Source organism: Nocardioides dokdonensis FR1436 (assembly GCF_001653335.1).
In the GTDB taxonomy this organism is placed as follows: domain Bacteria; phylum Actinomycetota; class Actinomycetes; order Propionibacteriales; family Nocardioidaceae; genus Nocardioides; species Nocardioides dokdonensis.
This window is the reverse complement of record NZ_CP015079.1, coordinates 225,063-247,736: the sequence shown is the minus strand read 5'-3', so window position 1 is coordinate 247,736 and position 22,674 is coordinate 225,063. Positions and strand designations below refer to the sequence as shown.

Below are 22,674 nucleotides of genomic sequence, written 5' to 3'. Positions count from 1 at the left end.
GTGGGGACGCCCCAGGTCCTGCTGGCGAGCTTCTGCCTGATGCCCGAGGGCGAGCCGGGCGGCTCGCTGCTCCTCGACGCGCTCGCCGAGCGCGGCGTCGAGGCCGCGTGGGCGGTCTGGGACGACGCCGGCGTGGACTGGGCGGGCGCCGACCTGGTCGCCGTACGCTCGACGTGGGACTACCAGCGCCGGCTCGCGCCGTGGCGCGACTGGGTCCGGGGCGTCGAGGCCTCGACGCGGCTGCTCAACGGTGGCGACGTCTTCGACTGGAACCACGACAAGGCCTACCTCGAGGCGCTCGGCGAGCACGTGCCGGTGGTGCCCTCCGAGCTCGTCGCCGACGACGACCTCGTCGATGGCCTGCGGCGGGCGCTGGCGCGCTGGGACCACGTGGTCGTCAAGCCGCGCATCGGTGCCGGCGGGGTCGGGGTCGTCGTCGTCGACGGGCTCGAGGACGACCGGTTGGTCGGGCTCACGCCCGGCCCGTGGCTGGCCCAGCCGCTGGTGGAGTCGGTGCGCACCCGGGGCGAGGTGTCGGTGATGGTGCTCGACGGCGTCGCCCGCACCCAGGTGGACAAGGTGCCCGGTGCGGGGGAGGTCCGCGTGCACCAGGAGCACGGCGGCCGCAGCACCCTGGTCGCCCTCGACCCCGAGGCCGAGGCGGTGGCGCTGGACGCCGTGCGCGCGGCCGAGCAGCTCATCGGGCGACGGCTCGACTACGCGCGCGTCGACCTGATGGAGCTCGACGGTCGGCTGGCGGTGAGCGAGCTCGAGCTCATCGAGCCCGGGCTCTACCTCGACCTCGCGCCCGGTGCCGCGGCCCCGTTCGCCGAGCTCGTGGTCGACCGGCTGCGCTGAACCCGCGGCGCGGCGTCAGTCGGTGAGCAGCAGGACGACGGACTCGGCGACGCAGGCGGGCTTCGCGGCGCCCTCGATCTCAATCGTGTAGCGCACGGTGGCCTGCTTGCCGGCGGCGATGTCCGTGACTTCGCCGAGCGTCACGGTGGCCCGGATGCGGCTGCCGACGAGGACCGGGCTCGGGAACCGCACCTTGTTGACGCCGTAGTTGAGCTTGGCGCCCGGGGTGTCGAAGCTGAAGACGCTGCTGCCCAGCCACGGCACCAGGGACAGCGTCAGGTAGCCGTGCGCGATGGTGCCGCCGAAGGGGCCGTCCTTCGCGCGCTCCACGTCGACGTGGATCCACTGGTGGTCGCCGGTGGCCTCGGCGAAGGTGTCGACGCGCTGCTGGTCGATCTCGACCCAGTCGCTGGTGCCGAGCTCCTGGCCGGCGGCCTCGGCTACCTCGTCGAGGCTGGTGAACACGCGCATCGGTGGCTCCTGTCGGGCTGCGGGATGGAAGGATGCCGTCATGAACGGCACTGTCACGGAACTTACCGTCCCCACGCCCGAGCAGGTGGCTCGGGCGCCCAAGGTCGTCCTGCACGACCACCTCGACGGCGGACTGCGTCCCGCCACGATCCTGGAGCTGGCCCGCGAGGTCGGGCACGACCTCCCCGCGGACACCGCCGAGTCGCTCGCGCGCTGGTTCGCGGAGTCGGCCGACTCGGGGTCGCTGGAGCGCTACCTGGAGACCTTCGACCACACCGTCGCGGTCATGCAGAGCGCGCCGGCGCTGACCCGCGTGGCGCGGGAGTTCGTCGAGGACCTCGTCGCCGACGGTGTCGTCTACGCGGAGGTGCGCTACGCGCCCGAGCAGCACGTGGAGGCCGGCTTGAGCCTCGACGACGTGGTCGCGGCGGTCCAGCAGGGCTTCGACGAGGCCGTCGCGGCCGCCGAGACGCCGATCGTGGTGCGCCAGCTGCTCACCGCGATGCGCCACCAGGCCCGCTCCCGGGAGATCGCGGAGCTCGCCGTGGCCTGGCGCGACCGCGGGGTGGCCGGCTTCGACATCGCCGGCGCCGAGGCGGGGTTCCCCCCGACCCGCCACCTCGACGCGTTCGAGTACCTCCAGCGCGAGAACAGCCACTTCACCATCCACGCGGGCGAGGCCTTCGGGCTGCCGTCGATCTGGCAGGCGCTGCAGTGGTGCGGCGCCGACCGGCTCGGGCACGGCGTCCGGATCGTCGACGACATCGAGGTCGCCGAGGACGGCACCGTGACGCTGGGGCGGCTGGCGCAGTACGTGCGTGACCGCCGGGTGCCGCTGGAGCTGTGCCCCGCGAGCAACGTGCAGACCGGCGCCGCGACCTCGATCGCCGAGCACCCGATCGGGCTGCTGACGCGGCTGCGCTTCCGCGTCACCGTCAACACCGACAACCGCCTGATGAGCAACACCTCCATGACCAAGGAGATGACCGCGCTCGTGGAGGCCTTCGGCTACACCCTCGACGACCTGCGCTGGTTCACCATCAACGCCATGAAGTCGGCGTTCCTGCCGTTCGACGAGCGGCTGGCGATCATCGACGAGGTCATCAAGCCGGGGTACGCCGCCCTGGCGGCGGAGGGCGTGTGAGCCTCGCGCTGAGCGTGGTCCTGCTCGGCGCCGCGGTGCTGGCGCTGCTCGCCGGTGCCGTGCTCGGCGTCCGCGGGCTGCACCAGCGCCACGAGGCCGCCGGGTTCGGGGAGCGCTCGGAGCCCGCGACCGCGGAGGTGGTGGCGTCGCTGCCCAAGGACGTGGCGCTGGCCGGCGAGCCGGCGACCATCTACTACCAGCAGGTGCGCTTCCGGGTCGGCGATCGCGACGTCGAGGCACAGACCATGACCGGCGTCGAGCCGCCCGTGCCGCACGTGGGGGAGCGGGTCGAGGTCCGCTACGACCCCCGGCACCCGACCCGCGTCGTCCTCGCCGGCGCCGACCCCACCGCCGGCGCCGGTGCCACCTCGCTCGCCCTGGCTCGGATGATGCTCGGCCTGGGCATGTCGCTGCCGGTCGCGTGGGTGGTCATCCTCGGCATCGCCCGCACGCTGTAGCGCTCCGACTCACCGGTGGGGCGGGGGTGCTCAGCCGGCGAGGCCGGCGGGCAGGACCACGAACCACGGGGTGCGCCAGCGCCCGAAGGGCAGCCGGCCGGCATCGAACGCCGCTCGGGTCACGGTGAGCGTGCCGCCGCGGGCCGGGTCCCAGACCAGCAGCTCGTCCTCGGACGCTCCGGTGATGCCCACCACCAGTACCACGTGCCGCGGCAGCAGGACTGAGCCGACGTAGACGGGCAGCGGCACGTCGTGGCGGGCCAGCACCAGCAGCGCGTCGAAGGCGAAGGGGCGCCGACCGACCCGCAGCGGCCGGGTGCGCCAGCGCCCGCCCGGCCGGTGACCGAGCCGCCGCGCCACCGCCCACGGGGGAGTGCCCAGCAGGCGCGGCCACGGCAGGGCGAACCGGCCGGCGTCGCGCAGCCGGGTCACCTCGCGGTGCGTGCGCTGCACCTCCGCGGGCCAGAGCCCGGGGTCGCCGCGCAACCGGGCGTCGTACGACGGGTCGGTGCGCATCGTGGCCAGCACGAGGCAGGCGGCGCCGCAGGAGCGCTGGTCGGGCTGGCGGTGCGGCCAGCCCAGCCAGGGCCGCTCAGGCACGCGCCCGGGCGGCGATCCCGCCCACCTCGGCGACCGCCTGGTCGGGGGTCCGCGGCGCGCACCCCTTGGCGACGGCGTCGGCGACGACGGCGCGCTGGCGTCGGGCCAGGGCCAGCCCGCGGCGCACCAGCACCAGCGGCGGCTTGCGGTGCTCGCGCAGGTCGCGGGTCAGGCGCAGCCAGAACGTGCGCAGCGTGCTGCGCCGGATGCAGTACGCCGCGGCGAGCAGGCCCGCGGTCCGTGCCGGGTCCACGACGTCCGGGGCGAAGATGCCCTCCGCCACGAAGAGCGGCGAGCCGCCCAGGTCGAGGCTCTGCCAGCCGGTGCGCGAGCTCTGCGAGATGTCGTAGACCGGCACGTCGGCCCGACCGTGGTCGCACAGCGCGCGCATGGTGCTGAGCGCGTCCTGCGGCAGCCACGAGTCCGGGTGGTCCCAGTCGACGAGGCCGGTGTTGAGGCCCTCGGTGATGCGCGGCAGTGACGGGTCGTCGCCGTCCTTGTAGAAGTCGTCGAGCCGCAGCACCGGCAGCCCGAGCCGTTCGGCGAGGCGGGACTTGCCGGACCCCGAGGGCCCGGCCAGCACGACGACCCGCGCCTGCAGGGCGCTCACACGCCCATCGGGTGCCAGACCGTCTTGGTCTCCAGGAAGGCGGTCATCGGCTCGAGGCCGGGGGCGGCGCTCCAGTCGGGCTCGGCGGCGGGCGCCCGGCGCACGCGCTTGAGGTTGTCGGCCGCGGCCACCTCGAGCTCGGTGGCCAGGACCGGGTCGCCGGCGACCCCGCCCAGGTCGATGGCGTTGACGTCCATGTGGGCCGCCAGCCAGGGCGCGACGGTGGCGGCCTTGCCGGTGAGGATGTTGACGACGCCGCCGGGCACGTCGCTGGTGGCGAGCACCTCGGCGAGGTTCACCGCCGGCAGCGGGCGCGAGTAGGACGAGACCACGACGGCGGTGTTGCCGCTGACGATGACGGGCGCCAGCACCGAGACCAGGCCGAGCAGCGAGGAGCGCTCAGGGGCGAGCACCGCCACGACCCCGGTCGGCTCCGGGGTCGAGAGGTTGAAGAAGGGCCCGGCCACCGGGTTCGCGTTGCCGACGACCTGGGTGAGCTTGTCGGCCCAGCCGGCGTACCAGACCCAGCGGTCGACGGCCTCGTCGACGACGCGCTCGGCCTTGCTGCCCGAGAGCCCCTCGGACTGCTGGACGGCCTGCACGAACTGGGGGCGGCGGTCCTCCATGACCTCGGCGACGCGGTAGAGGATCTGCGCACGGTTGTAGGCGGTGCGTCCGGCCCAGCCGGACTGCGCCTTGCGGGCCGCGCCGACGGCGTCCCGGGCGTCCTTGCGCGAGGCCAGGGCGGCGTTGGCCACGAAGGCCCCCTTGCTGTCGTTGACGACGTAGGAGTAGCCCGACTCCGAGCGCGGGAAGGCGCCGCCGATGAAGAGCTTGTAGGTCTTGCGGACGTCGATGCGGGTGCTCACGCGTCGGCTCCCTTCAGGTAGGCGGCGAGGCCGTGGCGCCCGCCCTCGCGGCCGTAGCCCGACTCCTTGTAGCCACCGAAGGGGCTCGTCGGGTCGAACTTGTTGAACGTGTTGGCCCACACGACGCCGGCGCGCAGGCGCCCGGCGATGTCGAGGATCCGCGACCCCTTGTCGGTCCAGACCCCCGCCGAGAGCCCGTACGGCGTGTTGTTGGCCTTCTCGACCGCCTCACTGGGCGTGCGGAAGGTCAGCACCGACAGCACGGGGCCGAAGATCTCCTCGCGCGCGATCCGGTGTGCCTGGGAGACCCCGGTGAAGATCGTGGGCGGGAACCAGAAGCCGGTGCTGGGCAGCTCGCACTCGGGCGACCAGCGCCCGGCGCCGTCCCCGGTGCCGACCTCGGCCTCGCCGATGTCGGACAGCTCGTGGATGCGGGCCAGCTGGGCAGCGGAGTTGATGGCGCCCACGTCGGTGTTCTTGTCCAGCGGGTCGCCCAGGCGCAGCGTCGACATCCGGCGCTTGAGCCGGGTGAGCACCTCGTCGGCGATCGACTCCTGGACCAGCAGGCGCGAGCCCGCGCAGCAGACGTGGCCCTGGTTGAAGAAGATGCCGTTGACGATGCCCTCGATGGCCTGGTCGATCGGCGCGTCGTCGAAGACGATGTTGGCGGCCTTGCCCCCGAGCTCGAGGGTGACCTTCTTGGAGCTGCCGGCCACCGTGCGGGCGATGGCCTTGCCGACGCCGGTGGAGCCGGTGAAGGCGACCTTGTCGACGTCCGGGTGGCCCACGAGGGTCTCGCCGGTCGCGCCGGCGCCGGTGATGATGTTGACCACGCCCGGGGGCAGGTCGGCCTGCTGGCAGATCTCGGCGAAGAGCAGGGCGGTGAGCGGGGTGGTCTCGGCCGGCTTGAGGACCACGGTGTTGCCGCAGGCCAGCGCCGGGGCGATCTTCCAGGCCAGCATCAGCAACGGGAAGTTCCAGGGGATCACCTGGCCGGCGACACCCAGCGGGGTGCTGCCGTAGCCGGAGTGCTCGAGCTTGTCGGCCCAGCCGGCGTAGTAGAAGAAGAAGGCAGCCGCGGTCGGGACGTCGACGTCGCGGGACTCCTTGATCGGCTTGCCGTTGTCGATGGTCTCCAGCACGGAGATCTCGCGGGCGCGCTCCTGCAGGATGCGTGCGATCCGGTAGAGGTACTTGGCGCGCTCGCGGCCGGGCATCGGGCCCCAGACCTTGTCGTAGGCCCTGCGGGCGGCCTTCACCGCGGCGTCGACGTCGGCGTCGTTCGCCTCCGCGACCTCGGCGAGGACCTCCTCGGTGGCCGGGTTGACGGTCTTGAAGGGCGTGCCGTGGCCGTCGACGAACTCGCCGTTGACGAAGAGGCCGCAGGAGGCCTTGATGTCGACGATCGCGCGGGACTCGGGGGCGGGGGCGTACTCGAAGATGCTCATGCGATCAGTCCAGGGTGAAGTAGTCGGGGCCGGAGTACCGGCCGGTGCGCATCTTGGTGCGCTGCATCAGCAGGTCGTTGAGCAGCGTGGAGGCTCCGAAGCGGAACCAGTCGGGGTCGAGCCAGTCGGGGCCGGCGACCTCGTTGACGGTCACGAGGTACTTGATCGCGTCCTTGGTGGTGCGGATGCCGCCGGCGGGCTTGACGCCCACCATCTGCCCGGTGGCCTCGCGGTAGTCGCGCACCGCCTCGAGCATGATCATGGTGACCGGCAGGGTCGCGGCAGGCTGCGTCTTGCCGGTGGAGGTCTTGATGAAGTGACCGCCGGCCATCATCGCCAGCCACGAGGCGCGTCGCACGTTGTCGTAGGTCTGCAGCTCACCGGTCTCGAAGATGACCTTGAGGTGCGCGGGGCCGCACGCCTCCTTGACCGCCACGATCTCCTCGTAGACCTCGAGGTAGCGCCCCGACAGGAACGCGCCACGGTCGATGACCATGTCGATCTCGTCGGCGCCGGCCGCGACCGCGTCGCGGGTGTCGGCGAGCTTGACCGCGCGGGAGGCGCGGCCGCTGGGGAACGCGGTGGCCACGGCGGCCACCCTGACGCCGCTGCTGCCGAGCGTCTCCTTGGCCACGCCGACGAGGTCGCCGTACACGCAGACCGCGGCGGCGGCCGGGCAGGTCGGGTCGGCGGGGTCGGGGCGCATCGCCTTGCTGGCCAGGGCGCGGACCTTGCCGGGGGTGTCCTGGCCCTCGAGCGTGGTCAGGTCGACCATCCGGATGGCCAGGTCGATCGCCTGCTCCTTGGCGGTGGTCTTGATCGACCGGGTGCCGAGCGAGGCGGCGCGCGCCTCGGCGCCGACCTGGTCGACCCCGGGCAGGCCGTGCAGGAAGCGGCGCAGGGAAGCGTCGGAGCGGGTGACGTCCGAGAGGTCCCCGCCGGGCGCGGGGCCAGCGGCCGCGGTGGCGGCAGGGGCCTCGGTCGTGGGCGTGGTGGGCATTGGACCAGCATAGGGTTGGCCGCCGACCCGGTCACAACCCGACGACAGGAGCACCACGCATGCCCCACGGCCGTGAGGAGTACGTCGAGGTGTTCAGGCCGACCAGCGGTCGCTTCCTCGGCGTGGTGGGAGTCGTGGTGAGCGCCGCCGTGGTCGTCATCGGGGTGGTCGACCCGGGGTCGGGCTTCGGGATCACCACCGTGGCCGTGGCCGTGCTCGTCGGGGCCCTCGTGCACGGCTCGATGCTCAAGCCCGTCGTGCGGGTCACCGAGGACGAGCTGGTGATGGTGAACCTCTTCGAGACCGTCCGGCTGCCGTTGGCGGCGGTGCAGTCCGTGGTGGTGCGCCAGGTGCTCGCCGTGCTCGTCGCGGACAAGCGCTACGTCTCCCCGGCGGTGGGCCGCAGCTTCCGCCAGGCGCTGCGCAAGCCGCGCTCGACCCGCGAGCTCGCGATGACCCCGGTGCCCGGCGAGGGCCTGGTGGCCGAGGAGGGCATGAACTACGCCGACTTCGTCGAGGACCGCTTGCGTGCGCTCTGCGCGCAGGCCCGCAGCCGGCACCGGGTCAAGCAGGGCAGCCCCGAGCAGGCCGCGGTCGCGGCCCGGGTCTCCCGGGCGCCGGCGTACGTGCAGCTCGGCGTCGTGGTGCTGGCCGGGCTGGTCGCGGTGCTCAGCCTCGCCCTGGCCTGATCCCCGGGGCGGCTACAGCCCGAGCGCGGCCCGTACGTCGCCGGCGAGGGCGTCGAGGCGCGTCGCGGCCGCGATGCGTGCAGCCTCGACGGGCTCGTCGCGCACCGGCACCACGACCTCGAGGTAGGCCTTGAGCTTGGGCTCGGTGCCGCTGGGGCGCACCACCACCCGGGCGCCGTCGGCGAGCCGGTAGCGCAGGCCCTCGGTCGGCGGGAGGTCCGCGGAGCCCTCGGCCAGGTCGTCGACACCCTCGACGGCGAGCCCGCCGAGCACCGTCGGCGGCTGCGCACGCAGGCGCCGCATCGCGTCGCTGATCAGGGAGACGTCCTCGACGCGCACGCTGACCTGGTCGGTGGCGTGCAGCCCGTGCTCCTGGGCCAGGTCGTCGAGCAGGTCGAGCAGGCTGCGACCCGCGGCCTTGGCCTCGGCGGCCATCTCGCACAGCAGCAGCAGGGCCGAGACGCCGTCCTTGTCCTTGACGTGCTCGGGGTCGCAGCAGTAGCCCAACGCCTCCTCGTAGCCGAAGGACAGCCCCTCCACGCGGCCGATCCACTTGAAGCCGGTGAGCGTCTCGACGTACGGCAGACCGGCTGCGGCGGCGATCTTGCCGAGTAGGCTCGACGACACGATGCTGGTCGCGAGGGTGCCGGTGACGCCGCGGCGCACCAGGTGCAAGCCCAGCAGCGCACCGACCTCGTCGCCGCGCAGCATCCGCCAGCCGGTGGGCGTCGGCACCGCCGCGGCGCAGCGGTCGGCGTCGGGGTCGTTGGCCACCACGAGGTCGGCGTCGGTGCGGGCCGCGAGCTCGAGGGCGAGGTCCATCGCCCCCTCCTCCTCGGGGTTCGGGAACGCCACGGTGGAGAACTCGGGGTCGGGCTGCTCCTGCTGCTCGACCATGCGGGGTGCGGCGAAGCCGGCGGTCTCGAGGACCTGGGCGACCGTGGTGCCGCCGACGCCGTGCAGCGGGGTGTAGACGACGTCGAGGTCGCGCGGGCCGTCGCCGGCCAGTGCGGCAGCGGTGTCGAGGTAGGAGTCGACGACCTCCTCGTCCAGCACCCGGGCGCCCTTCGCGCGCGGGACCGAGGTCAGCTCGCCGACCGCCGCGATCCGCTCGGCGATCTGCGTGTCGGCCGGGGGCACGATCTGGCTGCCGTCGCCGAGGTAGACCTTGTAGCCGTTGTCCTGGGGCGGGTTGTGGCTCGCGGTGACCATCACCCCGGCCACGCAGCCGAGCTCCTGGATCGCAAAGGCCAGCACCGGGGTCGGCAGCGGGCGCGGGAGCAGCCACACGTCGAGCCCGGCGCCGCTGATGACCTCGGCGCTGTCCTGGGCGAACTGCTCGGAGAGGTGGCGGGCGTCGTAGCCGATGACGACCGCGCCGCGACCGGCGTGCCCGCCCTCGGCCTGGTCGACGAGGTACGACGCCAGGCCGGCCGCGGCGCGGGTGACGACGACGCGGTTCATCCGGTTCGGACCCGCTCCCATCGCACCGCGCAGCCCGGCGGTGCCGAACTCCAGGGTGCCGTCGAAGCGGTCGGCCAGATCGGCGCGGGCGGCCTCGTCACCCGACTCGACGGCGACCAGGAGCTCCTCGAGCTCCGCGCGGGTGCCGGGGTCCGGATCGGCGTCGGCCCAGGCGCGGGCACGGTCGAGGAGGTCGGTCGGTGCGGCGGACGACGTCATAGGCGCACGCTAACCCGCACCGGGCAGGTCCGGGGGGTCCGGGCTGCGGGTCGGATCAGGATTGGATGGTGGACATGTCGCCGTAGCGGTCGCCGACCACGGCCTCGCGCGGCACGGCCGCCACCAGCGTCTCGAGGTCGGCCCGGCTCAGCGCGACCGCCGTGGCGCCGACGTTCTCCTCGAGGTGCCGCACCCGGGTGGTGCCCGGGATGGGGACGACGTCGTCGCCCTGGGCCAGCACCCAGGCCAGGGCCAGCTGGCCGGGCGAGCAGCCGTGCTCCCGGGCGAGTGCGGTGACCCGCTCCACCAGCACCAGGTTGGCGCGCAGGCCCTCGCCGTTGAGGCGGGGGAAGTACGCCGAGCGCCGCGAGTCCTGCTCCTCCAGCTGGTGCTCGGCCGTCAGCGCGCCGGTGAGGATCCCGCGCCCGAGCGGCGAGTAGGGCACCAGACCGATCCCCAGCTCGCGCAGCGTCGGAAGGATCTCGTCCTCGAGGTCGCGGGTGAACAGGGAGTACTCGGTCTGCAGTGCCGTGATCGGGTGGACCGCGTGGGCCCGGCGGACGGTGCTCGCCGAGGCCTCCGAGAGCCCGAGGTGGCGGACCTTGCCGGCCTCGACCAGGCCTGCCATGGCGCCCACCGTCTCCTCGATCGGCACCTCGGGGTCGACCCGGTGCTGGTAGTAGAGGTCCAGGTGGTCCACGCCGAGCCGCTCGAGGGAGGAGTCGCAGGCCGCGACGACGTACTCGGGCCGCCCGTTGATGCGGATCCGGGTGCCGTCCGCGCGGCGCTGGTTGCCGAACTTCGTCGCCAGCTGCACCTCGTCACGACGCCCGGCCAGGGCCCTGCCGACCAGGCGCTCGTTGGTGAAGGGGCCGTACATGTCGGCGGTGTCCAGGAAGGTCACCCCGAGGTCGAGGGCGCGCCGGATGGTCGCGATCCCGCGCTCCTCGTCCGGGGTGCCGTAGAACTCCGACATCCCCATGCACCCCAGGCCGAGGCCGGAGACGGTCAGGGGCGCCGAGCCGCCCAGCGTGCGGGTCCCCACGAGGTCGTCCATGCGGCCAGTCTGCACCGTGTGGGCCGGTGTCGGTGCCGCCGCCTAGGATCGGGGTGTGAAGCGACGATGAGCAAGATGGACGCGCTGCGAGCGATGCGCGAGGCCCGCTACGAGCAGGCCGCCGCCCGGGCCGGTCAGGCCGCCAAGACGACTCCCGCGAAGACCGCGGCCACCACCGCCGCGAGGACCGCTGCGAAGCGGAAGCCGCCGGTGGCGCCGCCCGCCGAGGAGTCAGGGACTCCCGGTCAGGAGCCGGCGCTGTGCGGGCACCGCAACATGAGCGGGCGCACCTGCACCCGCGAGCACGGCCACAGCGCCAAGAGCCACCGCTACTCCTGAGGCGCGCTCAGCATCGCGACGACCATCCGCAGCAGGTTGGCGACGAAGTGCTCGGTGGGCAGCTGAGGGCGGCCCGGCTCTGACTTGCCCAGGGCCCGCGCCCGGTCGCTGATGGCGCGCAGCAGGAAGCCGGTCATCAGCAGGATGCGTTCCTCGAGCAGGTCCTCGGGCATGTCCGGCATCCGCGCGCGGATCTCGTCGAACACCTCGTAGCCACCGGTGCGCTCGAGGGCGCCCCGGACATCGGGGTTGATCTCGGTGCGCTCGTCGGCGACGAGCTCGGCCAGGATCATGACGTAGTGCCGACCGCTGGTGCTGGCCTCGGAGAGCTCGGTCATCGGGCGGGCGATGGCCTCCACGGCCGCGGTCAGGTCGTCGGGTCGTTCCCGGGCCCGGCCCAGCAGGGCCCGCTCCCGCTCGCCGAGGTAGGTCGCGTGCTGGTCGAGCACGGCTGCGACGAGACCGTCGCGGGAACCGAAGTGGTAGTGCACCGCGCCCCGGTTGCGCTGCCCGGCCTGCCGGGTGATGTCGAGAAGGGACGCGTTGGTCGTGCCGTGCTCGGCGAAGGCGTGGCTTGCGGCCTCGACGAGCAGTCGACGGGTCTCGGCACCGCTGTCGGGACTCATCAGACCATCGGGACGATGCGCCCGAGCAGTGCGCCCATCCGCTCGGCCGCGGCCCGACCGGCCTCGATGACCTCCTGGTGGTCCAGGGGCTGCCCGCTGATGCCCGCGGCCAGGTTGGTCACCAGGCTGATCCCGAGCACCTCCATCCCGGCCTCGCGCGCCGCGATCGCCTCGAGCGTGGTCGACATGCCGACCAGGTCCCCGCCGATGGCGCGCACCATGCCGATCTCGGCGGGGGTCTCGTAGTGCGGGCCGGGGAACTGCACGTAGACGCCCTCGTCGAAGGTGTCGTCGACCTCCTTGCACAGCGCCCGCAACCGGGGGGAGTAGAGGTCGGTGAGGTCCACGAAGTTCGCGCCGACGATGGGCGAGGTCCCGGTGAGGTTGATGTGGTCCTTGATGAGGACCGGCGTCCCGGGCGTCCACGTCTCCTTGAGACCGCCGCAGCCGTTGGTCAGCACGATCGTGGAGCACCCGGCAGCAGCCGCGGTGCGCACGGGGTGCACGACCGCCTCGACGCCCTTGCCCTCGTAGAAGTGCGTGCGGCTGAGGAAGACCAGCAGGTTGCGGTCCCCGGAGCGGATCGAGCGGATCTTGCCGGAGTGGCCGACGACCGCCGCGGCGTTGAAGCCGGGCAGGTCGGTGGTCTCGATCTCGGCGGTGGCCTCGCCCAGCGCGTCGACGGCCGGCAACCAGCCGGAGCCGAGGACCAGCGCGACGTCGTGGCGCTCCACCCCGGTCAGCTCGGCGAGGCGGCGGGCAGCCTCCTGGGCGAGGTCGTACGGCGTGCCGGTGGTCGCGTCGCTGTGGGTCACGTCGGCGAGCCTAGACGTAAAGGCGCTCCCCGTCAGAGACCGGTGGAACGGCACGGCCGCGCCCGCAGCGCGGAGACGTAGTCGGCGGGAGCGTCGGCGGCCTCGGCGGCGTCGGCGAGCACCCCCAGGTGCAGCGCCGAGGGCAGCCCGCCCTCGTAGGCGTCCAGGACGTAGGTCCAGGCCACCTCCTCGCCACCCATCGTCGAGACCCGCACCTTGGTCTTGCGGTAGAGACCGTCGTCGGCGGACTCCAGGGTGTCCAGGAGCTTCTCGTCCTCGCGGGTCACGTCGTAGAGCGCGACGAACACCTGGTCGAACTGGTCCTGCACCAGGGTCGGCAGCGCACCGTCCCACCCGTGCTCCTCGCCGCCGAAGGTCAGCCGCCAGCCTTCGAGCCACCCGGTGGTGCGCAGCGGGGAGTGCGGGCAGCGCTCACCCATGCGGGCCGGGTCGAGGTTCGTCGCGTAGGCGGCGTAGAGGGTCACGACACCGAAGGCTAGACCGTCTGGTCCCGGCATTAGGGTGGGGGAGTGACCCACTTCGATGTTCTCGTTCTTGGTGCCGGCCCCGGTGGCTACGTCGCGGCGATCCGAGCCTCGCAGCTCGGCAAGTCCGTCGCGGTCGTGGAGGAGAAGTACTGGGGAGGTGTCTGCCTCAACGTCGGGTGCATCCCCTCCAAGGCGCTGCTGCGCAATGCGGAGATCTCGCACCTCATCACCCACGAGAAGAAGACCTTCGGCATCGAGGGCGACGCGACGATGTCGTTCGGCCCGGCCCACGCGCGCAGCCGCAAGGTCGCCGAGGCCAGCGCCAAGGGCGTGCACTACCTGATGAAGAAGAACAAGATCACCGAGGTCGACGGCTGGGGCACCCTGACCGGCACCTCCGACGGCAAGCACGGCATCGACGTCAAGGACGCCGACGGCAACGTCACCTCGCACACGTGCGACGACCTCATCATCGCCACCGGCGCGCAGACCCGGCTGGTGCCCGGCACCTCGCTCAGCGAGCGCGTGGTGACCTACGAGGAGCAGATCCTCACCGACGAGCTGCCCGGCTCGATCATCATCGCCGGCTCCGGTGCGATCGGCGTCGAGTTCGCCTACGTGATGGTGAACTTCGGTGTGAAGGTGACCATCGTCGAATTCCTCGACCGGATGGTGCCCACCGAGGACCCGGACGTGTCCAAGGAGCTGCTCAAGCAGTACAAGAAGCTCGGCGTCGACGTGCTGCTCAAGACCAAGGTCGAGAGCATCGACGACTCCGGCGACCAGGTGAAGGTCACGGTCAGCAAGGACGGCGAGCAGCAGGTCCTCGAGGCCGACAAGGTGCTCCAGGCGATCGGCTTCGCGCCCCGCATCGAGGGCTTCGGCCTCGACGCGACCGGCGTCGAGCTCACCGAGCGCGGCGCGATCGCGGTCGATGCGCGCGGGCGTACCAACGTCGACGGCGTGTGGGCGATCGGTGACGTCACCGGCAAGCTGATGCTGGCCCACACGGCCGAGTCGATGGGTGTCATCGCCGCCGAGACCATCGCCGGCGCGGAGACGATCGAGATCGACTTCGACATGATCCCGCGGGCCACGTTCTGCCAGCCCCAGATCGCCTCCTTCGGCTACACCGAGGAGCAGGCGAAGGAGAAGGGCTACGACGTCAAGGTCGCGCAGTTCCCGTTCTCGGCCAACGGCAAGGCGCGCGGCATGGGTGAGGGTGTCGGCTTCGTCAAGATCGTCGCCGACGCCGAGCACCACGAGATCGTCGGCGCCCACATGATCGGACCCGAGGTCACCGAGCTGCTGCCGGTGCTCACCCTGGCCCAGAAGTGGGACCTGACCGCCGACGAGGTGGCCCGCAACGTCTTCGCGCACCCGACCCTGTCGGAGGCGATGAAGGAGGCCGTCGAGGGCATCGCCGGCCACATGATCAACCTCTGAGCTGCCGCGACCCGGCTCGGTCCACACAGCACGGAAGGAACGCACATGAGCGACAAGGTCGTCATCATCGGGGGAGGCCCCGGTGGCTATGAGGCGGCGCACGTGGCCGCTCAGCTCGGGGCGGAGGTGTCGATCGTCGACACCGACGGCCTCGGCGGGTCCGCGGTGCTCACGGACTGCGTGCCGAGCAAGACCCTCATCGCGACCAGCGAGCTGATGACCGAGGTCGGCGAGGCCGCCGAGCTCGGCATCACCTTCAACGACCCGAAGGGGGACGCCGCCACCGCGATCAAGGTCGACCTCGGCCGCGTCAACCGCCGCGTCAAGCAGCTGGCCAGCGACCAGTCCGGTGACATCCGGCGACGCCTGGAGCGAGACGGCGTCGAGCTCGTCGTCGGCCGCGGCCGCCTCGACGGCCCGAACCGGGTCGTGGTGACCGGCGCCGACGGTGCCGAGCAGTCGCTCGACGCCGACGCCGTGCTGATCGCGACCGGCGCCGCGCCGCGCGTGCTGCCCAGCGCCCAGCCCGACGGCGAGCGGATCCTCACGTGGGAGCAGGTCTACGACCTCGAGGAGCTGCCCACCGAGCTGATCGTCGTCGGCTCCGGGGTCACCGGCGCCGAGTTCGCCAGCGCCTACCTCGCGCTCGGCGTGCCGGTCACCCTGGTCTCCTCGCGCGACCGGGTGCTGCCCGGCGAGGACGCGGACGCCTCGCTGGTGCTGCAGGAGGTCTCCGAGCGGCGCGGCATGAAGGTGCTCTCCAAGTCGCGCATGGAGTCGGTCACCCGCGACGGCGACGTCGTCACGGTCACCCTCACCGACGGCCGCACGGTCCAGGGCTCGCACTGCATCCTCGCGCTCGGCTCGGTGCCCAAGACCGACGACCTCGGGCTCGAGGAGTCCGGCGTCGCGCTCAAGGACGGCGGGTTCGTCTACGTCGACCGCGTCTCGCGCACCACGACCCGGGGCGTGTACGCCGCCGGTGACTGCACCGGCGTGCTGATGCTGGCTTCCGTGGCCGCCATGCAGGGCCGGATCGCGATGTGGCACTTCCTCGGCGACACCGTGCACCCGCTGGACCTGAAGAAGGTCTCCTCCAACGTCTTCACCGCGCCCGAGATCGCCACCGTCGGCTGGTCGCAGCAGGCCGTCGACAACGGCGAGATCCAGGCCGAGGTGCTGATGCTGCCCCTGTCGGGCAACCCGCGGGCCAAGATGCAGGGCGTGCGCGACGGGTTCGTGAAGCTCTTCTGCCGTCCCGGCACCGGCATCGTCGTCGGCGGTGTGGTCGTCGGGCCCCGGGCCAGCGAGCTGATCCACCCGGTCGCCCTGGCTGTCGCGGAGTCGATCACCGCCGACCAGCTCGCCCAGACCTTCACCGTCTACCCGTCCCTGAGCGGCTCCATCGCCGAGGCGGCGCGCCGGCTGCACCGGTTCTGACCGGGACGGACGGGGCGGGGCCGTGGAGTTCGAGCTCGAGGGCCCCGTCGTCGAGTGGCGCGGTCCCGCGCCGTTCTACTTCCTGCAGGTCTCGGTCGAGGAGACCGAGGACCTCAAGGTCGCGGCGCAGGGGGTGGAGTACTGGGGCCAGGTCCCGGTGCTGGTGCGCATCGGCGACACCGAGTTCAGCACCGCGCTCTTCCCCAAGGACGGTCACTACCTGGTGCCGCTGAAGGTCGCCGTACGCCGGGCGGCCGGCATCGAGGCGGGGGACGTGCTCACCCTCGGGTTGGACGTCGTACGTCCCTAGCCGCCCCGTCATCGACCGGACCGCCGCTGTGGACAGGTCGGACCTCGAGGCCGCCGCCCTGCCTGACGACCGGGTTGGTGGCCGCTGTCGCGAGCGCGGAGTCGAGGTCGGGGGCCTCCAGGATGTAGATGCCGGCCACCACCTGGCGTGAGTCGACGAAGGGCCCGTCCGTCACCGCGCCACCCCGGACGGACTTGGCCATGGCCCGCGGTGTGAAGGCCCAGGCGCTGGTCATGGTGGCCTGCGAGGCGAGCTCGGTCGCGTGCTCGTCGCAGACGGCGATCTCCGCCGAGGTGTCAGCGGTCCTGTCGGGCTCGTGAGCGGAGTCGTCGCTGTAGATCAGGACTGCGAACTGAGGCATGGGGACCCTTTCCCGAGAGGTCGGCAGCAGAGGTGAGCAGTCGATCATGTCACCGCTTGCTGGTAGAACGTCCAGGACGTTGTCGACGGAAGGACATCTCGTGGGCCGCAAGGCGATCCTCTTCCACGGAACAGCCGCGCACCCGGACGTCGTGTGGCTCCCGTGGCTGCGACGACGGCTGGCAGAGCGCGGGTACGCGGTCGAGGCACCGCACTACCCTGGGCTCAACGTCGAGCCCATCGCCACCTTCCTGCCGAAGGTCCTGGCCGCCCACACGTTCGATGCGGACACGGTCCTGGTCGGACACTCGGGCGGGGCAGCGCTGCTGCTGGCGATCCTGGAGCACATCGACACGCCGGTGGACCAGGCCGTCCTGGTCGCCGGCTACTGCACCCGGCCCAACTCCGAGGACGAACCCGTCCTGCAGGAGGCCTACGACTGGGCAGCGATCCGGGCCCGTGTCCGCGACCTGTACTTCATCAACTCGCGCGAAGACCCGTACGGGTGCGACGACCAGCAGGGTCGCGCCATGTTCGAACGGCTCGGCGGCACCCAGATCATCCGCGACGACGGCCACTTCGGAGACATCGACCAGCCGTACGAGTCCTTCGAGCTGCTCGACAGGCTGATCGACTGACGGCGGTGCGGGTGCTCAGGAATGTGGAGCGGACGCGAGGATTTGAACCTCGACCCCTTCCCTGGAAGGGAAGCGTGCTGCAACTACACCACGTCCGCGGAGCCGGCCTCTGACGAGGTCGACAACGCACCCAGTATGGACCACCGGCTGCAACGGTGGCGCGCCAGGGGGCGGCGTACGGGCCGTGTGCGGAGCGTCAGGACGACCTTCGCCTGCGTCGACCCCGACGGTGTGCGACCTCGCCCGGGGTCGAGCACCCGACCCAGGGCGACGAGGTCCTCACAGGACCACCGCCACCTTGCCCCGCACGTGACCGGCGGCCAGGTGCTCGATCGCCTTGGGCGCCTCGTCGAGGGAGTAGGTGCGCTCGAGGGTGGGCCGCAGGGTGCCCCGCTCGACCATGGCGGACAGCTCCGCGAAGTCGGCCGCGCGTTCCTTGCTCAGGAGAGCCGTGAGTCGCTGCCGGGTGAAGGCGGAGAGGGCCAGGGCGCCGAGCTGTCGGTGGGTGCCGCCGAGCCAGCGGTCGCCGCCCTCCCCGCCGGCGACCACGAGGGTGCCGTCGGGGGCCAGGCAGCGGCGCAGCAGGGAGAGCGGACGCAGGCCGGCGAGGTCGATGATCACGTGGTAGCGCCGGTCGGTCTGGTCGATCTCCTCGTGGGTGTGGTCGACGACGTGGGTGGCACCCAGCGAGCGGACGAGGTCCGCCTTGGCGCCGCTGGCGACCCCGGTGACCTCGGCGCCCAGCGCGACGGCGACCTGGACGGCGTACGACCCGACGCCGCCGGAGGCGCCGATGACGAGCACCCGGTCGCCGGGCCCGACACGGGCCAGCCGGAGGGCCTGCAGCGCGGTGCCGCCCGAGACGGGGAGGACGGCGGCCTCCGCGAAGGAGAGTCCGGCGGGCTTGCGGGCCAGGCGCGTCTCGGGGACCACGGCGAGCTCGGCGAAGGAGCCGTTCGCGGTGCCGATGACCTCCTCACCCACGGTCACGGTCGTGACCTCGGAGCCGACCTGTTCGACGACGCCGGCCAGGTCGCGGCCCAGCACGGGGTGCTTGGGGCGGCGCAGCCCGAAGGCGAGCCGGGTGGCGTAGGGCTGCCCCGTCATCAGGTGCCAGGTGCCGCGATCGACGCCGGCGGCGCGGACGCGGACGAGCACCTCCCGCGGCCCGGCGGAGGGGGTCGGCAGGTCGTCGAGGACGAGGGTCTCGGTGCCGCCGTAGCGGCGTTGGGTCAGGGCATGCATCGGGTCTCCGTTTCTTACGGTGTAAGTTTCTCGTTTCGACGGTAGGCTTACGGCGTAAGGTAAGTCAAGGGTCGAGGGGACAGGTCGATGGGAAGGGGAGGCACGCATGGCAGGTAGGCCGAGATCCTCGGGTCGGAGCGCGTTGACGCGGGCGGGGATCGTGGCGGCAGCCGTCGGCCTCGCCGACGCCGAGGGCGTGGCGGCGCTCTCGATGCGCTCGGTCGGCAGGTCGCTGGGAGTGGAGGCGATGTCGCTCTACCACCACGTGGCCCACAAGGAGGACCTGCTCGACGGCATGGTCGACGCGGTGTTCGCGGAGTTCCACGCACCCGTGATCGGTGGCGACTGGCGCGAGGAGATGCGTCGGCGCTCGCTCTCGGCGCGCACGGTGCTCAAGAAGCACCCGTGGGCGGTGGGGATGATGGAGGCGCGCCGCAGCGCCGGCTTCGAGACCCTGCGCCACCACGACGCGGTGCTCGGCTGCCTGCGCGAGGCCGGCTTCTCACTCGCGCTGACGGGGCACGCCTTCGCCGTCCTCGATGCTCACCTCTACGGCTTCCTGGTCCAGGAGCTCAGCCTGCCCTTCGACGGCGAGCAGGACCTGGCCGCGCTGGGGGAGCAGATGCTCGATGCCCTCCCCGAGGGACAGCTGCCCTACTTCCGCGAGTTCGCCCTCGAGCACGCCCTCCAGCCCGGCTACGCCTTCGGTGACGAGTTCGACGTCGGGCTGGAGCTGGTGCTCGACGGGCTGGAGGCCAGGCTCCGCGCAGGGTGAGATCCGTCGCGCCGGCACGACGGCGGCGTCATCCGTGTCCCGGTCTCGAACGCCGTCCACGACCCACTCCTCTGGTCAGGACCGGCCGGGAGGAGGACAGTCGAGAGCATGGAGCCTCTCGAGAGCTTCGCCGACCAGCTGGCCGATGCTGCGCGCTCGATGCAGGGATGGGCGAACACGCAGCTGACGCTCGAGAAGGTCGTGCTGGTGGCCACCGAGATGATCCAGGGGTGCGACCTGGTCGGGATCTCCGTGTGCCACAAGGACAGGATCGACACCCCGGTGGGGAGCAACGAGACGCTGAACCGGATCGACGAGCTCCAGTTCGTGCTCAAGGAAGGCCCCTGTTTCGACGCGCTCCACATGCACGAGATCGTGCGCAGCGGCGACCTGGTCAACGACCAGCGCTGGCCCACGTGGGGGCCCTTGGTCGCGAGGGAGGTGGGCGTCGTCTCGATCGTGAGCTATCGCCTGTACACCACCCGGGACACGCTCGGCGCCATGAACCTCTACTCGGCTGGGTCCGACGCGTTCGACGCCGACGACATCAACAACGGACATGCGCTCGCCGCCCACGTCGGCGTGGCGCTCGCTGCCTCGCAGAACACCGAGCACCTCGAGGAGGCGATCGCCAGTCGCACGGTGATAGGTCGGGCCGAGGGCATCCTGATGGAACGCTTCGACCTGCCGGCAGACCAGGCGTTCGGAGTGCTGCGCCGCGTCTCGCAAGGGCGCAACGTGAAGCTCAACCGCATAGCCGAGGAGCTGGTGCGCACGGGTGAGACGCCGAGGTGACGGAACCGCCGCGTGGTGGGGGGCTGCAGGGACGCGTGGCTGCGTGAGTCGCGCGCCCCTGCATTTCCCCCCGTCCGCACTCAGCTGGAGCGCGGAGTCTCATGAGCCGGTCGCAACCGGGTAGGCGCGCTCGGGACTCGGGCATGGTCGGGATCGCCGTCGCGGAGCTGCGCCTCGAGCCAGCGCAGCAAGGCCCGTTGCCGGACCGCGGTCTGCGGATTGCCTTCGCAGACCCCGCGCAGGAACGTGTGGGCGACGGTGGGTACGGGTGTGCGAGACATCCGCGCCCAGCCGACCAGCACCGCGAACGCCTGGTGGGAGTCGATCCCGTAGAACAGCATCAACGCGCCCTTGGCCTGCTCGATGAGCGCAGGGCTGGCATTGATCTCGCACGAGGCGGGAAGCGATCGGTCGGTGCCTGCGGCCCCGTCGGCAGCTCGCTCGCGCTGCAGCACGTCAAGCAGACGGTTCGCGGAGCGACGCGCGTCCGGGGTGAGGCGTCGGGTGGAGGTGGACATGGAAGAACCTCTCGAGGAGAGCCGTCACGGCCGAGCCGAAAGTGCCGCGGGCTGACATCCCAACCACCGAGAACCAACGTAGGCCACGAGTTCGGCCCTGTCTACGCACAGGTCGACAGCCCGCCTGGCGGTGCTACCCGACGGTGGCCCGGAACTGGGTGGGACTGCAGCCCAGGTGCGACCTGAAGGCCGTGTTGAACGCCGTCAAGGACCCGAAACCCGAGGCGTGCGCGACGTGACCGACGGTGCTCGCCCGCCAGCCGGGGTCACCGAGCCGGGAGGCTGCGCGCTCGAGTCGCTGCGTGCGGATCATCTCGGCCGGGGCGTGCCCGGCCAGGCGCATCGCCTTCTGCAGGGACCGCAGCGACCAGCCCAGCATGCAGGCGAGCTCGGCGGGCCCGAAGTCAGGGGAGTCCGAGTGCTCCCGGATCAGGGCAAGGGCCTGCGCGGTCAGGTCGACCTGCGCGCCACGGGGCAGGACGAGGGCTGCCGCTTCGCAGGCCCGCCGGAAGGAGTCCGCGTCGAGGTCTGCTCGCTCCGCGGCGATCTGGCGGAGCATGGCGACGAAGACGGCACCCGGTCCGCGGGCAAGGTCCCAGACCGCAGGCCGGTCGATCGGCTCGGTACGCCACCAGGCGCGGGGCAGGCTCAGCACGAGCGCGTGGGCGTGGGCGTCCTGCTCCAGCCGGAAGCCGCGCTCCATCGACACCGCCCCGGCGAGGCCGGGGGACAGGTCGTGGCGGACGCCGGCGGCGACGATGCGCACGGTGCCCGAGGTCGGCACGATCACGCGGAGGCTGTCGTCGCCGTCGTGGTCGACGTCCTTCTCGAGCCTGAGGTAGCAGATCGCGTCGGACCAGAAGTCGACGAGCTGCAACGCCCCGCAGCGCTGGACCTGCGTCCCTCCGTTGAAGGCCGTCGGTGAGCCGAAGTCGAGGCTGAGCCGGCCGTGGTTGTCCGTGACGTGGTCGCGCCAGGCGGCGGCGCGCTCCGTCGGCGAGAAGGTGCCGGTGTCCGTCCCCCGAGGAGGTAGTCCACCGTCACGGCGAGCACCGGTGAGGCCGTGCGTGCATCCGTCCTCCTTGGGCGCGAATCGGTGAGACCGGCCCGAGCGGGTGTGACTACGGTCGCATCTTAGGAGCACCCACCCCACCGACCGGAGGAACTGTGATGGAGCACGTGGAAGTCAACGGGACACGGCTCGCCTATGTGGACGCGGGACCGAGGGACGGCGAGGTCGTGCTGCTCAGCCACTCGCTGTTCTTCGACCACTCGATGTTCGAGCCCCTGACGGCCCTGTTGAACGAGGCGGGCTACCGCACCGTGGCCTACGACCACCGTGGCCAGGGCGCCAGCGCTCCGGCAGCGGACCGCGACGAGCTGTCCATGGACAACCTCACCGCGGACGCGGCCGCGCTGATCGAGGCGCTCGAGATCGGTCCGGTTCACGCGGTCGGGAACTCCATGGGCGGGTTCATCACCCTGCGCCTGGCGGCCAGGCACCCGGAGCTCGTACGCACGGTCGCCGCGCTCGGCGCCTCCAGCGAGGAGGAGCACAAGCTGGCGGAGTTCGCGCCCCTCGTCGAGACGCTCGGTGAGCAGGGGGGCGCACCCGTCATCGACGTGCTGCTCTACATCATGTTCGGCGACGCCAGCCTGGCCGTGGGTGGACCCGTGGTGGAGCACTGGCGCGAGAAGATGTTGGCGCTCGGCCCGTCCATCGGGGACGCCGCGCACCAGGTCATCCACCGCACCCGGATCGTCGAGGAGCTGGCCGGCTGCTCCGTCCCGATCCTGGCGCTCGCGGGCGAGCAGGACCACGCCTACCCGCAACCGATCTCCGGGTCCAACATCGCCCGGGCCACGGGCGGTCGCGACGAGACCGTGGCCGACGCCGGCCACTCGCTGGCTCTGGAGAAGCCGCAGGAAGCGGCCGACCTGCTGCTGACCTTCTTCAAGTCGGCCTAGGAGACCCGCACAGACCGAGGGGGG

Annotated in this window: 27 protein-coding genes and 1 tRNA gene; 12 read left to right on the top strand and 16 right to left on the bottom strand. The window is 72.0% G+C overall.

The features are described from left to right. The gene (locus tag I601_RS01165) at positions 1-858 is read left to right on the top strand and encodes an ATP-grasp domain-containing protein (RefSeq protein ID WP_068105351.1); all 858 of its coding nucleotides are present in this window, start codon (positions 1-3) and stop codon (positions 856-858) included. 15 nt (positions 859-873) lie between these two features. Here the strand turns inward: I601_RS01165 and I601_RS01160 are convergent, their stop codons facing one another. Next, the gene (locus I601_RS01160; protein WP_068105349.1) at positions 874-1,329 is read right to left on the bottom strand and encodes a MaoC family dehydratase; all 456 of its coding nucleotides are present in this window, start codon (positions 1,327-1,329) and stop codon (positions 874-876) included. A gap of 40 nt (positions 1,330-1,369) precedes the next feature. Between I601_RS01160 and I601_RS01155 the strand changes: the two genes are divergently transcribed. Then, positions 1,370-2,473: an adenosine deaminase gene (locus tag I601_RS01155; RefSeq protein WP_068105347.1), complete on the top strand. Its 1,104-nt coding sequence runs from the start codon at positions 1,370-1,372 to the stop codon at positions 2,471-2,473. Further along, complete coding sequence (locus I601_RS21315; protein WP_068105345.1) at positions 2,470-2,931, top strand: DUF3592 domain-containing protein; 462 nt, start codon at positions 2,470-2,472, stop codon at positions 2,929-2,931. Before I601_RS01155 ends, I601_RS21315 begins: the two co-directional genes overlap by 4 nt. 30 nt (positions 2,932-2,961) lie before the next feature. On the opposite strand, the gene I601_RS01145 is transcribed toward I601_RS21315, so the two are convergent. The 5 genes from I601_RS01145 to deoC are packed head-to-tail and all read right to left on the bottom strand — an operon-like array spanning position 2,962 to position 7,458. Continuing rightward, positions 2,962-3,531, bottom strand: coding sequence for a hypothetical protein (locus tag I601_RS01145; protein ID WP_068105341.1), 570 nt, complete (start codon positions 3,529-3,531; stop codon positions 2,962-2,964). After that, positions 3,524-4,141 (bottom strand): ATP-binding protein, encoded by a 618-nt coding sequence (locus tag I601_RS01140; RefSeq protein ID WP_237089519.1) that lies wholly within the window; start codon positions 4,139-4,141, stop codon positions 3,524-3,526. The genes I601_RS01145 and I601_RS01140 overlap by 8 nt, the downstream gene beginning before the upstream one ends. Continuing rightward, positions 4,138-5,010, bottom strand: a complete 873-nt coding sequence (locus tag I601_RS01135; protein ID WP_068105338.1) for an aldehyde dehydrogenase family protein — start codon at positions 5,008-5,010, stop codon at positions 4,138-4,140. Before I601_RS01135 ends, I601_RS01140 begins: the two co-directional genes overlap by 4 nt. Next, on the bottom strand, positions 5,007-6,458 hold the full coding sequence (locus I601_RS01130; protein ID WP_218917730.1) for an aldehyde dehydrogenase family protein: 1,452 nt from the start codon (positions 6,456-6,458) through the stop codon (positions 5,007-5,009). Before I601_RS01130 ends, I601_RS01135 begins: the two co-directional genes overlap by 4 nt. Positions 6,459-6,462: 4 nt before the next feature. Continuing rightward, positions 6,463-7,458 (bottom strand): deoxyribose-phosphate aldolase, encoded by a 996-nt coding sequence (gene deoC, locus I601_RS01125; protein ID WP_068105336.1) that lies wholly within the window; start codon positions 7,456-7,458, stop codon positions 6,463-6,465. A 59-nt stretch (positions 7,459-7,517) separates the two neighbouring features. Between deoC and I601_RS01120 the strand changes: the two genes are divergently transcribed. Further along, a complete protein-coding gene (locus I601_RS01120; RefSeq protein ID WP_068105334.1) occupies positions 7,518-8,147 on the top strand; it encodes a hypothetical protein in 630 nt (209 codons plus the stop codon). A 12-nt stretch (positions 8,148-8,159) separates the two neighbouring features. On the opposite strand, the gene I601_RS01115 is transcribed toward I601_RS01120, so the two are convergent. Beyond that, complete coding sequence (locus I601_RS01115; protein WP_068105332.1) at positions 8,160-9,830, bottom strand: phospho-sugar mutase; 1,671 nt, start codon at positions 9,828-9,830, stop codon at positions 8,160-8,162. A 55-nt stretch (positions 9,831-9,885) separates the two neighbouring features. Continuing rightward, positions 9,886-10,887: an aldo/keto reductase gene (locus I601_RS01110; RefSeq protein WP_068105330.1), complete on the bottom strand. Its 1,002-nt coding sequence runs from the start codon at positions 10,885-10,887 to the stop codon at positions 9,886-9,888. A 66-nt stretch (positions 10,888-10,953) separates the two neighbouring features. On the opposite strand from I601_RS01110, the gene I601_RS01105 reads away from it, so the two are divergent. Then, positions 10,954-11,226 carry a hypothetical protein gene (locus tag I601_RS01105; protein ID WP_068105327.1) on the top strand — a complete coding sequence of 91 codons (273 nt, stop codon included), beginning with the start codon at positions 10,954-10,956 and terminating at the stop codon, positions 11,224-11,226. Here the strand turns inward: I601_RS01105 and I601_RS01100 are convergent. The 3 genes from I601_RS01100 to I601_RS01090 are packed head-to-tail and all read right to left on the bottom strand — an operon-like array spanning position 11,217 to position 13,152. Then, complete coding sequence (locus I601_RS01100; RefSeq protein WP_068105325.1) at positions 11,217-11,852, bottom strand: TetR family transcriptional regulator; 636 nt, start codon at positions 11,850-11,852, stop codon at positions 11,217-11,219. The genes I601_RS01105 and I601_RS01100 overlap by 10 nt on opposite strands. Next, positions 11,852-12,667, bottom strand: a complete 816-nt coding sequence (locus I601_RS01095) for a purine-nucleoside phosphorylase (protein WP_068105323.1) — start codon at positions 12,665-12,667, stop codon at positions 11,852-11,854. Before I601_RS01095 ends, I601_RS01100 begins: the two co-directional genes overlap by 1 nt. 32 nt (positions 12,668-12,699) lie before the next feature. Continuing rightward, entirely contained in the window at positions 12,700-13,152 is a 453-nt protein-coding gene (locus I601_RS01090) for a gamma-glutamylcyclotransferase (RefSeq protein WP_068105320.1), read from the bottom strand. 45 nt (positions 13,153-13,197) lie between these two features. Between I601_RS01090 and lpdA the strand changes: the two genes are divergently transcribed. From lpdA to I601_RS01075, 3 genes are read left to right on the top strand one after another with little or no spacing between them, the layout of a single operon-like run. Continuing rightward, entirely contained in the window at positions 13,198-14,601 is a 1,404-nt protein-coding gene (gene lpdA / locus I601_RS01085; protein WP_068105318.1) for a dihydrolipoyl dehydrogenase, read from the top strand. 45 nt (positions 14,602-14,646) lie between these two features. Continuing rightward, a complete protein-coding gene (locus I601_RS01080) occupies positions 14,647-16,041 on the top strand; it encodes an NAD(P)H-quinone dehydrogenase (protein ID WP_068105315.1) in 1,395 nt (464 codons plus the stop codon). A 22-nt stretch (positions 16,042-16,063) separates the two neighbouring features. After that, a complete protein-coding gene (locus I601_RS01075; protein ID WP_068105311.1) occupies positions 16,064-16,351 on the top strand; it encodes a DUF1905 domain-containing protein in 288 nt (95 codons plus the stop codon). Here I601_RS01075 and I601_RS01070 read toward each other — a convergent pair. Continuing rightward, positions 16,320-16,712: a YciI family protein gene (locus I601_RS01070; protein WP_068114118.1), complete on the bottom strand. Its 393-nt coding sequence runs from the start codon at positions 16,710-16,712 to the stop codon at positions 16,320-16,322. The genes I601_RS01075 and I601_RS01070 overlap by 32 nt on opposite strands. 100 nt (positions 16,713-16,812) lie before the next feature. Here I601_RS01070 and I601_RS01065 point away from each other — a divergent pair, with 100 nt between their 5' ends. Next, positions 16,813-17,349, top strand: coding sequence for an RBBP9/YdeN family alpha/beta hydrolase (locus I601_RS01065; protein ID WP_068105300.1), 537 nt, complete (start codon positions 16,813-16,815; stop codon positions 17,347-17,349). Between the two features lie 24 nt (positions 17,350-17,373). Here the strand turns inward: I601_RS01065 and I601_RS01060 are convergent. Both I601_RS01060 and I601_RS01055 read right to left on the bottom strand, forming a co-directional pair. Further along, positions 17,374-17,447, bottom strand: a tRNA-Gly gene (locus I601_RS01060). A gap of 181 nt (positions 17,448-17,628) precedes the next feature. Beyond that, positions 17,629-18,594, bottom strand: coding sequence for an NAD(P)-dependent alcohol dehydrogenase (locus I601_RS01055; protein ID WP_068105294.1), 966 nt, complete (start codon positions 18,592-18,594; stop codon positions 17,629-17,631). A 160-nt stretch (positions 18,595-18,754) separates the two neighbouring features. Here I601_RS01055 and I601_RS01050 point away from each other — a divergent pair, with 160 nt between their 5' ends. Then, positions 18,755-19,369 carry a TetR/AcrR family transcriptional regulator C-terminal domain-containing protein gene (locus I601_RS01050; protein WP_237089518.1) on the top strand — a complete coding sequence of 205 codons (615 nt, stop codon included), beginning with the start codon at positions 18,755-18,757 and terminating at the stop codon, positions 19,367-19,369. Positions 19,370-19,477: 108 nt separating this feature from the next. After that, positions 19,478-20,164 carry a GAF and ANTAR domain-containing protein gene (locus I601_RS01045; protein WP_068105292.1) on the top strand — a complete coding sequence of 229 codons (687 nt, stop codon included), beginning with the start codon at positions 19,478-19,480 and terminating at the stop codon, positions 20,162-20,164. Between the two features lie 80 nt (positions 20,165-20,244). Here the strand turns inward: I601_RS01045 and I601_RS01040 are convergent, their stop codons facing one another. Both I601_RS01040 and I601_RS01035 read right to left on the bottom strand, forming a co-directional pair. Next, the gene (locus tag I601_RS01040) at positions 20,245-20,682 is read right to left on the bottom strand and encodes an ANTAR domain-containing protein (RefSeq protein WP_068105291.1); all 438 of its coding nucleotides are present in this window, start codon (positions 20,680-20,682) and stop codon (positions 20,245-20,247) included. Between the two features lie 133 nt (positions 20,683-20,815). Further along, positions 20,816-21,826 carry a helix-turn-helix domain-containing protein gene (locus I601_RS01035; RefSeq protein ID WP_237089655.1) on the bottom strand — a complete coding sequence of 337 codons (1,011 nt, stop codon included), beginning with the start codon at positions 21,824-21,826 and terminating at the stop codon, positions 20,816-20,818. A 26-nt stretch (positions 21,827-21,852) separates the two neighbouring features. Here I601_RS01035 and I601_RS01030 point away from each other — a divergent pair, with 26 nt between their 5' ends. Then, entirely contained in the window at positions 21,853-22,650 is a 798-nt protein-coding gene (locus I601_RS01030) for an alpha/beta fold hydrolase (protein ID WP_068105290.1), read from the top strand. The last annotated feature ends 24 nt before the right edge of the window (positions 22,651-22,674 follow it).

Coding starts and splice junctions, on each gene's coding strand:
- I601_RS01120 (WP_068105334.1), top strand. CDS start 7,518: ATGCCCCACGGCCGTGAGGAGTACGTCGAGGTGTTCAGGCCGACCAGC.
- I601_RS01100 (WP_068105325.1), bottom strand. CDS start 11,852: ATGAGTCCCGACAGCGGTGCCGAGACCCGTCGACTGCTCGTCGAGGCC.
- I601_RS01040 (WP_068105291.1), bottom strand. CDS start 20,682: ATGTCCACCTCCACCCGACGCCTCACCCCGGACGCGCGTCGCTCCGCG.
- I601_RS01160 (WP_068105349.1), bottom strand. CDS start 1,329: ATGCGCGTGTTCACCAGCCTCGACGAGGTAGCCGAGGCCGCCGGCCAG.
- I601_RS01030 (WP_068105290.1), top strand. CDS start 21,853: ATGGAGCACGTGGAAGTCAACGGGACACGGCTCGCCTATGTGGACGCG.
- I601_RS01110 (WP_068105330.1), bottom strand. CDS start 10,887: ATGGACGACCTCGTGGGGACCCGCACGCTGGGCGGCTCGGCGCCCCTG.
- deoC (WP_068105336.1), bottom strand. CDS start 7,458: ATGCCCACCACGCCCACGACCGAGGCCCCTGCCGCCACCGCGGCCGCT.
- I601_RS01115 (WP_068105332.1), bottom strand. CDS start 9,830: ATGACGTCGTCCGCCGCACCGACCGACCTCCTCGACCGTGCCCGCGCC.
- I601_RS01130 (WP_218917730.1), bottom strand. CDS start 6,458: ATGAGCATCTTCGAGTACGCCCCCGCCCCCGAGTCCCGCGCGATCGTC.
- I601_RS01080 (WP_068105315.1), top strand. CDS start 14,647: ATGAGCGACAAGGTCGTCATCATCGGGGGAGGCCCCGGTGGCTATGAG.
- I601_RS01055 (WP_068105294.1), bottom strand. CDS start 18,594: ATGCATGCCCTGACCCAACGCCGCTACGGCGGCACCGAGACCCTCGTC.
- I601_RS01105 (WP_068105327.1), top strand. CDS start 10,954: ATGAGCAAGATGGACGCGCTGCGAGCGATGCGCGAGGCCCGCTACGAG.
- I601_RS01045 (WP_068105292.1), top strand. CDS start 19,478: ATGGAGCCTCTCGAGAGCTTCGCCGACCAGCTGGCCGATGCTGCGCGC.
- I601_RS01070 (WP_068114118.1), bottom strand. CDS start 16,712: ATGCCTCAGTTCGCAGTCCTGATCTACAGCGACGACTCCGCTCACGAG.
- I601_RS01155 (WP_068105347.1), top strand. CDS start 1,370: ATGAACGGCACTGTCACGGAACTTACCGTCCCCACGCCCGAGCAGGTG.